Source organism: Streptomyces sp. HUAS MS02, from assembly GCF_055702265.1.
On record NZ_CM146747.1, the window covers coordinates 1,752,391 to 1,764,717 of the forward strand.

Genomic DNA, 12,327 nt, shown 5'->3' on the forward strand with positions numbered 1-12,327 from the left:
TCACACAACGGCAACACGGGCGTCAAGGGCCCGGTCGATAAACTGCGCAGATGACCGAGTCCCCCACCCGCCGGCCTGCCGCCCTCCGGGAAGGCAGTCGCCGTTCACAGCAGGACCTCATGCGGGCCGGGTACGCGCTGCTCGAAGAGGGCGGAGTGGAGGCGCTGACCGTGGCCGCGGTCGCCGAGCGGGCCGGTATGGCGGTCGGCAGCATCTACCGCCGGTTCGGGGACAAGGAAGGACTTCTGCTGGCCATCCAGCACGCCTTCACCGAGAACCTCCAGGCCGAGATCACCCAGCGCATGTCCCCGGAGCGGTTGCGCCTCCTGCGCGATCCGGCCGTGGCGATCGCCGAGGCGGTCGGAGCGATCACCGACGTCTTCCAGGCCTATCAGTCTCTGCTGCGCGTCTTTCTGCTGCTCGGCACCCGTCATGAAGCGGTACGGGCCGAGGGCTCGCGCGTCAGCGTCGAGGGCAACCGCAACTTCGCCGAGGCGCTGCGTCACATCCCCGTCGCGCACCCGGATCCCGAGGCCGCGCTGGACTTCGCTTTCCGCCTGGTCTTTGCCACGATCGCGCACCGCATCACGCAGGGCGAGTTTCTGGAGTCCGACCGCCCGCTGCCCTGGGGCGAATTGCGCAGCCACCTCCAGACCGCGGTCATCTCCTACCTCCTCGGCACCCCGGACGGCCGCTGACCCCACCGGCTCGCCGTTGCGCACAGGTGCGCACACAGGTGTTGACGCGGCACGAGTGGTTGTGAGCTCATGCTCATCACATGTGTGAGTGCAGACTCACACATAGGTACGCTTCTCTTCGCTTCCCACGCCCTCGTGCCGACAGGTCAGTCCTCTTCCACCTCCGGCGTCGACTTGTTCGCCGACGACGTGCGCTGCACGACCGCATCAGCCGGTCCGCGGCGCCCGGCCCGGACCGCACTCGACCGGTTCGGCGTCACGAGTGCGGTCCCGTAGCCAGCTCACGAGCTCGCTGCGGCCCTCCATCCCTGGCTACTGCGTCGCGGGCCTTGGGAGTTCTCCGGCCCGCGGGTCAAGGAGCCATCAGGTGAGTTCGATCCCGGTTCCGACCTCCACCGGCTCGTAGCCGGTGGCAAAGTCCCCTACACCCGCCTTGAGCAGGCCGCTCACCAGGGAGTTCCCGACCTCGCTGAGACCGGCGTCGTGGATCGACAGAGCGCGCCGGGGTTTGATCTCGCGGACGTAGTCGACGACTTCGCCGGTCTTGGACCACGGCCCGTGGACCGGCACCAGGAGCGTGTCCACCGGGCGGGTGGGCACGGTGAACGCGTCGCCCGGGTGGAAGACAGTGCCGCCCGTTTCCGTGTTCCCCACCAGGAAGCCGACGTTGGTGACCTGAGGGAAGTCCGGGTGGGTCGGGGCGTGCAGTTCCCCGTGCACCTCGACGCCGATGCCCCCGATGTCGAAGGCGTCGCCGTCACCGACCACGCTGACCCGGCCGGCGCCGAGCCCGTCGAGCCGGTCCGCCACCGAACGGTCGGCCCAGATCCGCAGGGCGGGATCGGCCTCGGCCGCCGCGCGCAGCACGGGCTCGGCGAAATGGTCCTCGTGCTCGTGCGTCACGAGCACCGCGTCGGCACCCTCCAGTGCCCGGGGGTCGGAGAAGACACCGGGATCGATGACGATGACCACGCCGTCCCGCTCCAGCCGGATACAGGCGTGTCCACACCTGGTGAGTCGCATCTGTCCGCTCACTTTCGCAGTTCGTTGTCGGGAACCCACGTGCCGTGGAAGCCGTAGCGCAGCCGGAAGGGGATCTTCACGGTGGCGATGGGGCCGGCGGCGATGTCGAGGGCGTCGAGGATGACCAGGTCGTGCCGGTTCTGGTCGCGGCGGCCGACAAGCGACAGCAGGTAGCCCTCGCCTTCGGCGGCGTCTGCCGACTTCGGCACGAACACCGGCTCCTCGGGCGCGGCGTGCTCGCCGGGCGCCCAGTGCGTCGTCTCACCGGTGTCGTCGTCGCGGTGGATGAGGGAGTTGAACGGCGGGCCCATCGGGCCGACCTCGCACTTCGGCTCGTCGGGATGCATACCGCCGATCCACCCGTGCCGGTTCTTCTCCATCAGCACACGAGGGTCCACGCGGGGCATGTCACCGGGCGAGGCGATGAGCTTTTCGCTGCGGTAGGTGTTCTTGGCGTCGTCCCAGTGAGCGGCGCCCTGGGTGAGGTCGAACGTCCAGCGGTGCAGGAACGGCGGCTGCTCGGGCAGCAGGCCGACGGTCGTCTTCGGGAACTGGGAGAACCAGCCGGACTTGGTGACGAAGTGGTCGGCGACCAGAGTGTCGCCGTCGGTCCACGCGTTGAGGGAGTGCGTCTCCATGAGCTGCTCGCTGCGGAACCACTTGATGCCGCTCACGCCCTGCTCGCGAGGGATGATCGCGACGTAGGTCTCCCGGTTCGGGTCCCAGACGAAGTACTGCTCCTCCCTCTTCAGCTGCTCAGGATCGGCGACCATGGGCGAGATCGTGAAGACCAAGTGGTCCCGGGTGACCAGCCAGTCGTGCACCATCGACGAGTACGGCACCTCGAAGGTCTGGGAGCGGGTGACCTTGCCGGAGGCCGAGATCTCGTAGATGTGGATCTGCTTGTCCGGCAGCCCGCTGGCGTTGTACGCGAAGGCGATCAGTTCGCCCGTGCGCGGATCGTGCTTGGGGTGTGCGGTGAAGGTACGTCCGGTGATCTGGCCGGAGAAGTCGTGGACGCCCTTCGTCTCCAGGGTCAGCGGGTCCAGCTCGTACGGGAGCGCCGCTTCCTTGAGCGCGAGCAGCTTGCCGGCGTGCCAGATGACCGACGTGTTGGCGTTGCCGTCGTCGACGCCGGCCACGGACGGGTCGTCGGTGTAGGGGTTGCGGTACGCCCCGAACAGGGCCCGGCGAGCCTGGCGTTCGAGCTCGAAGCGCCGGGTGCGGACGTACTTGGTCTTCAGGTCGGCGTGGCCGTTCTCGAACCGAACCATGTGGATCATGCCGTCGCCGTTGATGTACACGTCATTGGCGAACCGCGGCGGGTACTGGGTGTCCGCGGCGGCACGGTAGAAGGCGCCGGACAGCTCGGGAGGGATGCGGCCCTCGACCTCCAGGTCGTGGACCTCCGCCTCGATCCGCGACGGGGCGAAGAACCCCCGGAATTTCGGCGTGTCCGGGAACTGCATGATCTCCGGAGGCGGTTGGGTGCCCACGGGCTGTTGTCCGGGCGTTCCGCTGGGCTGCGTCGTTGCAGTGGCCATGGCTCTCTTCCCTGTGACAAGGTCTGATCAAGCGAAGAATGTGATGGATGATCCTGAGCATCAGCGCCCCACTGCGAGCTCAGGCATCGCGGAATCGGGTGGAAGCACTGGTGGATATGAGCGCAGCAGCTCATCTTGGCCATGATGTCTCGGTCGCGCCTTCAACGTCCAACACTCAATCACGCACGAAACGATCGGAGATTGCGATGGATCTGCGGCAGATGGAGTACGCGGTGGCCATCGCCGACGAGCTCAACTTCACCCGGGCCGCAGCGCGCTGCCGCATCGGGCAGTCCGGGCTCAGCCACCAGATCACCCAGCTCGAACGGGAGGTCGGGACCAAACTGTTCGAACGAACGAGCCGCAGCGTCCGGCTGACCCAGGCCGGACAGACCTTCGTGGCCTGCGCACGGCGGGTGCTCACGGCAGTGCAGGAGATGCACGCGGACATCGCCTCGCTGGACGGACTCGTGCGAGGACGGCTGCGCGTCGGCTCGGTGACGCTCACGGCCGGCGACATCGACCAGCTCGGCCTGTTGCGGGAGTACCAGGAGGCCCACCCCGCGGTCGAGGTCATCCTCTCCGACGCCGACGGGGTGGAGGCCGCCGCCCAGCTCCTGACCGGCGAACTCGAGGTCGCCGTGATCGCCCTGCACGAGCACCAGTTGCCCCAGGGCATCGCGTACCACCTGCTCCGCCTGGTGCCTCTCGTGGCCGTGGTGGGCCGTCGGCACCGGCTGCGTGGGACCGGCGTCACGGATCTGGGCAAGCTGGCCGACGAGCGCTTCCTCGAATGCGGCCCGGACACGGGACTGCGCGCACAGGTGGACGCCGCGTTCGACCGCGCGCGGGCCCGCCGCAGGGGTGTCTGCGCGTTGCGCAACGCGGGAGATCTCACCTCGCTGGCGATCGAGGGCATCGGAGTGACCGTGGTACCCCGCCCGGTGGCCGACGCCATCGTCCCCGCCGACCACGCCGACTGCGTCCTGCGCCTCGACGATCCCCAGGCACTCCAGCCACTGGCCCTCGCGCACCGCGACCCCGCCCCGGCCTCCCCCGCGGCCCAGGCCTTCCTGCGGCTCGCACTCGCCCTCCTGCCCGGAGGAGGCAGCACCTGACCCGAAGGACGCGCCGAGAACAGCACGTCCGAATCCAGGCGGCGTCGGCGGCGGCCCTGCGCCGATGATCGGAGCCGGGGCGGGCCCCTCTCATGGCCACGACGGACGGGGCGGGCGGGCATCCAGGACGTAGCGGCATCCGAGACATAGATGATCCACGTCTTTGATCTCGATCGGACAGGGCCTGGGCAGCACCTGCCCGCCGGCCCATAGTCGTCTCAGCCCGGCGCCGGAGCCGCTCCCCCTCACCGCTGTCGGGTCGGCGCAGGCGCCGGATCTCCGCGCCACCTGCGCGACCGCCCGGCAGCCGCCGGCTCGCCCCCGATCCCGTCGTCCTCACCATCGGTGCCGTGATCAACTGCCTCGGCAGCGGCATCGTGCTGCCGAGGCTGCTCATCCTCGCCATGTCCTAGCTCGGGGAGGTCTTCGGCTTCCCCACGTCAGCCCTGAGTGCCGCTCGCTGCGGCAAGCTCGGCGTCCGGGTCGTAGCCGTAGATCCATCCGTTGGCGACGAGGGGGTCCTCCTGGGCGTAGAGCGCGTCGCGTTCACGCTGCTCGGGTCCGTCGTCGAGATGGTTGATGTGCGACCGGCCGTGGCTGACCGTCTGGAGACGGGTGGTGCGAGGGATGCGCAGCACTTCGTAGCGCCGCAGCGCGGCGGTCGGGTTGCCCATGCCGTCCGCGAGGCACCGGGCCAGGACGGCGGCGTCCTCGATCGCCTGGGCGGCGCCCTGCCCGAAGAACGGGAACATGGGGTGGGCGGCGTCGCCCAGCAGCGTGGCCCCGCCGACCGTCCACCGAAGCAGGGGCGCCCGGTCCAGCAGGGCCCATCGGCCGGGTGTTCCGGAGGCACGGATGAGGTCGACGAGACGGGGGTCCCAGCCGTCGAACTCGGTGAGGAACTCCCCGACGGTGGCCGTGGCCGTCCAGGACTCCACGGTGTAGTCCCGGGCCGGCGCGAAGGCGACGAGGTTGACGAGCCGCCCACCGGAGATGGGGTAGTGCACCAGGTGACGGCCTGGGCCGATCCACAGAGTCTGGGCGGCGCGGCGGGCGAAGTCCGGTGCCTGGTCGGCGGGGACGAGCGCGCGGTAGGCGCAGATGCCGGAGTAGGTCGCGGGTGAGGTTCCGAAGAGGGAGCCCCGTACGACGGAGTGGACACCGTCGGCACCGATCACGATGTCGGCCTCGGCACTGGTGCCGTCGGCGAAGTCGATCTCAAGGGCGTCGCCGCGGGGTTCGACGCCGACGCACTTGCGTCCGAGTTCGATGCTCGTGGCCGGTACCCGGGACTGGATCGCTGCCAGCAGGTCGGCGCGGTGGACGGTGTAGGTCTGCTCGCCGTAGAGCCGCTCGCAGGAGGCGGCGAGGTCTTCGGCGGACAGGACCGTCCCGTCCTGCCAGCGCCGGAACTCCCAGCCCACGACGAGCTGTACAGCACCCTTGCGCAACTCGTCGAGGACGCCGAGCTTGCGCAACTGGCGTGCGGCGTTGGGCGCTACGACCAGACCGGCGCCGACTTCTGCCAGCCGGGGTGCCTGTTCGTAGACCGTGCTGGACAGACCTTCCCGGTGCAGGAACGCCGCCGCGGCGAGGCCGCCGATGCCGCCTCCCAGGATCGCGATCCTCGGTCGGGTCTCGTGCGTGGTCATGAGAAGCCCCTCTGCTCTCATCGCCCGTCTCATGGCTTCGCGGTCGGCGGGACGGTGTGGGTGGTGGCATTCCGGCGCCGTGCGGCATCCGGCGCGCTCATGGTGCCCAGAACCGTGAGGTCGGGGGCATCATGAGTCATTGAACGAACATGTCGGTCCTGCCCGTCGACGAGAGGGGAGGTGACGGCTCCATGCCCCGAACGAGCGAACCCGGGCGAAGCGTGAGCTCCCGCCTGCTCGACCTGCTGTTCTCCTTCGAGGCCGGGCAGAGCGAGCTGAGTCTGGCCGAGCTCGGACGAAAGACAGGTCTGCCGCACCCCACCGCTCGTCGGCTGGTGCGGGAGCTCACCGCCGCCGGCGCGCTGGAACAGCGCGAGAACGGACGGTTCGTCATCGGCCTGCGGCTGTGGCAGCTGGGCACTCTGGCACCACTGACCGAGTCGCTGCGCACGATGGCGCAGCCGTACATGGAAGACCTCTACAGCGCCCTGCATCAGCATGTGCAGCTCGCCGTCCTCGAAGGCAGGGAAGCCGTCGTCATCGAGCGGCTGTCGGCGCCGCGGGCGCTCGATCTCGTCTCCGGGGTCGGCGGTCGGCTGCCGCTGCACTGCTCGGGGGTGGGCAAGATCCTTCTCGGCCACGGTGGCACCGAGCTGATGAACGAGGTGCTGGGAGGCCCGTTGCAGCGGTTCACGTCGCGTACGGTCACCGATCCGGAGGCGATTCGCCGTGAGCTCGCCGAGTGCCGGCGCACGGGCAGTTCGCTGGTGCGTGGTGAGCTGACCGAGGGTGCGGATTCGATCGCGACGCGGGTCATGGACCACGAGGGCCGGGTGGTCGCCGCGCTCTCCGTCGTCGTCCGCAGCAACTCCGTGCAGACGCAAGCCGTCCTCCCTTCAGTGATCACCAGCGGACTGGCGATCTCGCGGAGGCTCGGCTGGCAGCCCGGGATCAAAGTCCGCCAGGGCTGAGCCTCCACCGGATGTTCATTGAACGAACAGGCGCGTTGTCCCGCCGTAGGTGACTTCGGATACTTCCCGCGGAACCCGTGGAGCAGCCGTGCACTCGGGCCCCCGAGCCGCGGAGGAGCACCCCTGATGTCCACCACCGGAGCAGCGCCCGCCGAGCCGTCAAAAGCCGCGACCTCCGACCTGTTCATCGCCGGCAAGTCCGTGCCGGCACAGGACGGCCGGTACGTCGAGACGCACGAGGCTCTCACCGGGCAGCCGATCGCTCGCGTGGCCGCGGCAACCGTCGCTGACGTGAACACCGCCGTCGACGCCGCCGCGGCCGCGCTGCCGGCCTGCCGGGGCGCGCGACCATGTGGTCGCCCTGATCGAGGACGCCGTCGCGCACGGCGCCCAGGTGCTCGCGGGCGGGATCTCTGACTCGCCCGCCGTATCCGCTCCGGCATCTGCCACATCAACGGCGCCACCGTCCACGACGAGCCGCAGATGGACTGGAGGGTGACCCAGCGCAGTTCGGTGAACTCCTCCAGCGCCGCACGTGAGCCGAACCGTCCCCAGCCACTCGCGCCGACACCGCCGAACGGCGAGCGCCACTACCCGATCTGAGCGCCGCTCGTTCTCCCACCCCTCGACCTGACCACTCGCAAGGAGAAACACACCGTGACCACCGAGGGCAGCACCGTTTCGGGCTCCTCATCTCAGACCGTGCGCGACGCCGTCTTCGACGTGCTGCGCCGCCTCGGGATGACGACCATCTTCGCCAACCCGGGTTCGACCGAGATCCAGTTCCTCACCGGCCTGCCCGACGACATCGCATTCCGACTGGCACTCCACGAGGGCTCCGTGGTCGGTACGGCCACCGGATGGGCGATCGCCACCGGCCGCCCGGCCTTCGTGAACCTCCACACCACCGCCGGCCTCGCCAACGCCGCCGGAGCTCTCGCCACGGCACGGACCAACCGGGCACCGCTCGTCGTCGTGGTCGGACAGCAGGACCGGCGCCATCTCGCGTACGACCCCTTCCTCGCCGGACGGCTCGAAAGCCTCATCGGGGACTATCCCGTGTGGACCGGCAACCCCCTGCGCGCACAGGACGTACCGGCCGCGATCGCCCGAGCGCACCACGAGGCGATCACAGGCGCGGGGCCCGCCATCGTCGTGGTCCCCATGGACGACTGGGTTCAGCCCGCCGAAAGCCGCCGCGGCGCCGCGCCGCTCGACCTGCGCCGTGGCGCGGCCACACTGGGCGCCGAGCTCGACGACTTGGCACAGCTGATCGACGGCTCCCGCAACCCGGCGCTGGTCGTCGGCGCGGCCGCCGACGATGCCGCGAGCTGGGCCGCTCTGACGGCTCTGGCGGAACGGCTTGCGGCGCCCGTCTGGCAGGAGCCGTTCGGGGCACGGGCAGGTTTTCCGCAGGACCATCCGTCCTTCGCCGGACACCTTCCGCCCGGCCGATCGGGCGTACGGACGGCACTGGCCGAGCACGATCTGCTCCTCGTCCTCGGCGCACCCGTGCTGCGCCAGTACCCCTGCGAACCCGGCGACCTGGTGCCCGAAGGCGCGACAGTCGTCCAGGTCACGCCGTACGCCGACGAGGCGCACCACAGCATCGCCGATCTCGCTCTGGTCGCCGATGTGTCCGGGACGTGCCGTGCACTCGTCGAGCGGATCGGAGGCCGGACCGGCGCGCCTGCTGCGTTCCGTGTCCCGGCGGTCCCTCTGCCGGAGCCGACCGGTGGAGAGCCGATTCGTCCTGGGCACGTGTTCGACCTGCTCGCCGCGAGCCTGCCGGCCGACACGATCCTCGTCGAGGAGTCGCCGTCGAGCCGTCCCGAGCTGCACCGGCGTGTGCCCGCGCGTGCTCCGCTCGGTTTCGTCAGCGCCGCCGCCGGCGGACTGGGCTTCGGCCTGCCGGCCGCGATCGGGCTCAAGTCGGGTGCCCCCGAGCGGCCGGTGGTGGCGGTGCTGGGCGACGGCTCCTCGATGTACGGCATCCAGGGCCTGTGGAGTGCGGCCCATTACGAGATCGGCGTGCTCTTCCTGGTGCTGTCCAACGGCGGCTACGCCATCATGGACCGGCTTGCGGAGCAGTCCGGCCAGGGCAAACCGCCATGGCCGTCCTTCGCCGAGGTGCGGATCTCCGACATCGCCGCCGGTCTGGGCTGCCCGGCTCTGCGGGTCGACTCCTACGAGGAGCTCGCCTCCACCCTCCCGGAGATCCTCCAGGGCCTCGCCACGAGGACCACGCCGCTGGTCCTCGACATCGCCGTGGCCGCCGACCTCACCTACGGATAGGCCGGATCGGCGACCGACACACGGCATCCGCCGGCAGCGCCGAGAGCGCGCCGGTGATGCCGTGCGCCCGCCATCGACACGGTGCGACGGCCAGCCTTCCCCGCGGATGACGGAGAACGTCTGCGCTCGTAGCGGATCGCCGACTCGTGATGACTCTCATGGTCTGGGCGATCTCCATCCTCGGCGTCCTGGAAGGCGTTGGGGATGCCGGGCCACCGAGCCGTGAAACGCGTCATGGTGTCAGAACCTGAAGAACTCAACCGGATTGGTCACCAGCAGCGGCCGGGACAGCGCGTCGGTGGGCGCCATAGGCTCGATGAGGTCGACGAGTGCGCCGTCGTCGGGGGCCGCGCCGGTGATGTTGACGTGGGGGTAGACCTGCCCGTGGCCCTCACACCGCCGGCCGCGGGTGGGCCCTAGCCGCCCAGTTCCTGGTGGCGGGTCGACAGGTGGGTGCTGCCCTGATCCGTCAGGGAGCCGAAGAGGCGGAGGCGGGAGATGCCGCCGTCGGGGTAGATGTCGACGCGGGCGTGCGTGGCCAGGGCCGGGGCCGCGAGGACGAAGCGGTGGTTGGTGTCGGGCTGGAGGCGGGTGCGCGGGAGGATTTCCGTCCACTCGCCGTCGTCCCCGTCCTTCACCGAGACCGTGGCCCAGCCGGCCGCGTTGCCCTTGAGGTACGCCGTGTCGATCTCCAGGGCGCGGATCTCGGCCTGGGCGGCCAGGCGGTAGCGGATCCAGTCGTTGCCCTGGTCGCGGCGGCGCCGGGTCTCCCAGCACTCGTGCATCACCCGGGCGCGGCCGGGCTGGATGGTGTTGGTGGCGGGCGAGTAGAAGAGGTTGGAGGCGTCCTCGGCCCGGCCGCCGTTCTCCAGGGCGACCACGTCGAACGTGCCGAGAGCCGCGAGCCAGGCCGGGTCCGGTACGACCTCGCCGTGGACCCGGAGGCGGGCGATGCCGCCGTCGGGGTGCTGGTTCAGGCGGAGGTGGGTGAAGCGCTGCTCGACGGAGACGGCGAAGCCGTTGGCGGCGTGGCCGCCGACCGGGGTGCGCGGGACGAGCGTCGTCCACTTCACGTCGTCGGCGAGCAGTTCCTCCGGCGACGGGGAACCGGCCACGCAGGCGCCCTCGACGGACACCGCCTGCGGGTAGTTGCCGCGGAAGTGGGCCGTGTCGACGACGATCCCCCGGATCACACCGGGCGCGCCGAGGCGGATCAGCGCCCAGTCGTGGTCCTCGGCCGTCGGCCAGGGGTGCTCGGCGGAGGCACCCCGGCGGCGGCGCGTCTCCCAGCCGTCCATGACCTTGCCCTTGTGCCCGAAGTGCTCGGGGTCGAACTCGGCGCGCTCGGGCACCAGCAGGTTCTCCCGGTGGGCGAAGAACTCGTCGTTGGCGGCGATCACACCCGCGCCGAGCCTGCGGTCGGCGAGGTCGGCGTACTGGGTGAAGGGGAAGTCGGCGGTGCGGTAGTCCGCGTACGGGTCGCCGCCGACGTAGGGGTGCGCGTCGCCGGTGAAGCCCGCGAGCGGGGTGTGGTGCTGCGCCGTCACGATGATCAGGTCTGCCTTTCGGTGGTGGCCGCCGCGGGTGCGGGGGTGAATCAGGGTGTGCGGGTGAGGAGTTGTCCCTTCGGTTCGGTGAACTCGCCGTCGGCGACGATGCGTTCACCGCGCAGCCAGGTGGACTTGACCACGCCGTACAGGGTCTTGCCGGCGTAGGCGGTGACCCGGTTGCGGTGCTGGAGCGCGGCCGGGTCGACGGTGAAGGTCTCGTCGGGGGCGAGGACGGCGAAGTCGGCGTCGCGGCCGGGCTCGATGGCGCCCTTGCGGTCCAGTCCGACGAGGGCGGCCGTGCGGGTGGACATCCAGCGGACCACGTCCTCCAGGCCGTGGCCGCGCCTGCGGGCCTCCGTCCAGACCGCCGCGAGGCTCAGTTGCAGGCCGGAGATGCCGCCCCAGGCGGTGGCGAAGTCGTCGGTCTTGAGGTCGGCGGTCGACGGGGAGTGGTCGGTGACCACACAGTCGATCGTGCCGTCCGCGAGGGCCTGCCAGAGGAGGTCCTGGTTGGCGGACTCCCGGATGGGCGGGCAGCACTTGAACTCGCTGGCCCCGTCCGGGACTTCCTCGGCGGTGAGGGTGAGGTAGTGCGGGCAGGTCTCCACGGTGATCCGTACGCCCTCCCGCTTGGCCTCGGCGATCAGCGGGAGGGCGTCGCTGGAGGAGAGGTGGAGCACGTGGACGCGTGCGTCGAGCCGCCGGGCCTCGGCGACGAGGGCCGCGATGGCGGTGTCCTCGGCGTCACGCGGGCGGGAGGCGAGGAAGTCGGCGTACCGGGGGCCGCCCCGCTGGGGAGCCGCGTCGAGGTGGTGGGGGTCCTCGGCGTGGACGATCAGCAGTCCGCCGAAGCCCGCGATCTCGGCCAGGGAGCGGGCGAGTCCGTCCTGGTCGAGGTGCGGGAACTCGTCCACGCCCGACGGCGACAGGAACGCCTTGAAGCCGAAGACCCCGCTGTCGTGCAGCGGGCGCAGGTCCTTGACGTTGTCGGGCAGGGCGCCGCCCCAGAAGCCGACGTCGATGTGGGCCTTGTCGGCGGCGACCTCGCGCTTCGTACGGAGGTGGTCGACCGTGGTGGTCGGCGGGAGGGAGTTGAGGGGCATGTCGACGAGGGTGGTGATGCCTCCGGCCGCCGCCGCGCGGGTGGCGGTCCAGAACCCCTCCCAGTGGGTGCGGCCGGGGTCGTTCACATGGACGTGGGTGTCGACGAGGCCGGGCAGCAGGACGTGGTCGCCGAGATCCTCCAGGCGCGCGCCGTACGGGATGTCGGCGTCGTAGGGGAGTACGGCCGTGATCCTGCCGTCGGCGACGGCGACCGCGGCGGGGCGCGATCCGTCGGGGGTGATGACGCGCGTCGAGCGCAACACCAGTTCAGCCTCGGACACCGGGACCCCTCTCGCCGTACCGCTCTTCACTTCCGCGTAACGGTATTTACTTCCATGTAACGGAATTCAACGTTCTGTTGAAGGAGTTTTC

The 12,327-nt window shown here is 70.3% G+C and carries 10 protein-coding genes; 5 read left to right on the forward strand and 5 right to left on the reverse strand.

Going from position 1 to position 12,327, the window contains the following annotated elements; genetic code table 11:
* The first annotated feature begins 50 nt into the window (after nucleotides 1–50).
* Entirely contained in the window at nucleotides 51–698 is a 648-nt protein-coding gene (locus tag ACZ9QC_RS07565) for a TetR/AcrR family transcriptional regulator (protein ID WP_472919422.1), read from the forward strand.
* Between the two features lie 363 nt (nucleotides 699–1,061).
* On the opposite strand, the gene ACZ9QC_RS07570 is transcribed toward ACZ9QC_RS07565, so the two are convergent.
* Both ACZ9QC_RS07570 and ACZ9QC_RS07575 read right to left on the reverse strand, forming a co-directional pair.
* The gene (locus tag ACZ9QC_RS07570; RefSeq protein WP_472919423.1) at nucleotides 1,062–1,721 is read right to left on the reverse strand and encodes an MBL fold metallo-hydrolase; all 660 of its coding nucleotides are present in this window, start codon (nucleotides 1,719–1,721) and stop codon (nucleotides 1,062–1,064) included.
* 8 nt (nucleotides 1,722–1,729) lie between these two features.
* Entirely contained in the window at nucleotides 1,730–3,265 is a 1,536-nt protein-coding gene (locus ACZ9QC_RS07575) for a carotenoid oxygenase family protein (protein ID WP_472919424.1), read from the reverse strand.
* A gap of 206 nt (nucleotides 3,266–3,471) precedes the next feature.
* Here ACZ9QC_RS07575 and ACZ9QC_RS07580 point away from each other — a divergent pair, with 206 nt between their 5' ends.
* Complete coding sequence (locus ACZ9QC_RS07580; protein ID WP_472919425.1) at nucleotides 3,472–4,383, forward strand: LysR family transcriptional regulator; 912 nt, start codon at nucleotides 3,472–3,474, stop codon at nucleotides 4,381–4,383.
* A 440-nt stretch (nucleotides 4,384–4,823) separates the two neighbouring features.
* On the opposite strand, the gene ACZ9QC_RS07585 is transcribed toward ACZ9QC_RS07580, so the two are convergent.
* A complete protein-coding gene (locus ACZ9QC_RS07585) occupies nucleotides 4,824–6,035 on the reverse strand; it encodes an FAD-dependent monooxygenase (RefSeq protein WP_472919426.1) in 1,212 nt (403 codons plus the stop codon).
* 191 nt (nucleotides 6,036–6,226) lie between these two features.
* Between ACZ9QC_RS07585 and ACZ9QC_RS07590 the strand changes: the two genes are divergently transcribed.
* From ACZ9QC_RS07590 to ACZ9QC_RS07600, 3 genes are all read left to right on the forward strand, one after another.
* Nucleotides 6,227–7,006, forward strand: coding sequence for an IclR family transcriptional regulator (locus ACZ9QC_RS07590; RefSeq protein WP_472919427.1), 780 nt, complete (start codon nucleotides 6,227–6,229; stop codon nucleotides 7,004–7,006).
* Nucleotides 7,007–7,132: 126 nt separating this feature from the next.
* Complete coding sequence (locus ACZ9QC_RS07595) at nucleotides 7,133–7,423, forward strand: hypothetical protein (protein ID WP_472919428.1); 291 nt, start codon at nucleotides 7,133–7,135, stop codon at nucleotides 7,421–7,423.
* 240 nt (nucleotides 7,424–7,663) lie between these two features.
* On the forward strand, nucleotides 7,664–9,301 hold the full coding sequence (locus ACZ9QC_RS07600) for a thiamine pyrophosphate-dependent enzyme (RefSeq protein ID WP_472919429.1): 1,638 nt from the start codon (nucleotides 7,664–7,666) through the stop codon (nucleotides 9,299–9,301).
* Nucleotides 9,302–9,717: 416 nt separating this feature from the next.
* Here ACZ9QC_RS07600 and alc read toward each other — a convergent pair whose 3' ends face one another.
* Together alc and allB are read right to left on the reverse strand one after the other, a co-directional pair.
* The gene (alc, locus tag ACZ9QC_RS07605) at nucleotides 9,718–10,848 is read right to left on the reverse strand and encodes an allantoicase (RefSeq protein WP_472919430.1); all 1,131 of its coding nucleotides are present in this window, start codon (nucleotides 10,846–10,848) and stop codon (nucleotides 9,718–9,720) included.
* Nucleotides 10,849–10,898: 50 nt separating this feature from the next.
* Nucleotides 10,899–12,236: an allantoinase AllB gene (gene allB / locus ACZ9QC_RS07610; protein ID WP_472919431.1), complete on the reverse strand. Its 1,338-nt coding sequence runs from the start codon at nucleotides 12,234–12,236 to the stop codon at nucleotides 10,899–10,901.
* Nucleotides 12,237–12,327 lie beyond the last annotated feature (91 nt).

Coding starts and splice junctions, on each gene's coding strand:
- ACZ9QC_RS07565 (WP_472919422.1), top strand. CDS start 51: ATGACCGAGTCCCCCACCCGCCGGCCTGCCGCCCTCCGGGAAGGCAGT.
- ACZ9QC_RS07570 (WP_472919423.1), bottom strand. CDS start 1,721: ATGCGACTCACCAGGTGTGGACACGCCTGTATCCGGCTGGAGCGGGAC.
- ACZ9QC_RS07575 (WP_472919424.1), bottom strand. CDS start 3,265: ATGGCCACTGCAACGACGCAGCCCAGCGGAACGCCCGGACAACAGCCC.
- ACZ9QC_RS07580 (WP_472919425.1), top strand. CDS start 3,472: ATGGATCTGCGGCAGATGGAGTACGCGGTGGCCATCGCCGACGAGCTC.
- ACZ9QC_RS07585 (WP_472919426.1), bottom strand. CDS start 6,035: ATGACCACGCACGAGACCCGACCGAGGATCGCGATCCTGGGAGGCGGC.
- ACZ9QC_RS07590 (WP_472919427.1), top strand. CDS start 6,227: ATGCCCCGAACGAGCGAACCCGGGCGAAGCGTGAGCTCCCGCCTGCTC.
- ACZ9QC_RS07595 (WP_472919428.1), top strand. CDS start 7,133: ATGTCCACCACCGGAGCAGCGCCCGCCGAGCCGTCAAAAGCCGCGACC.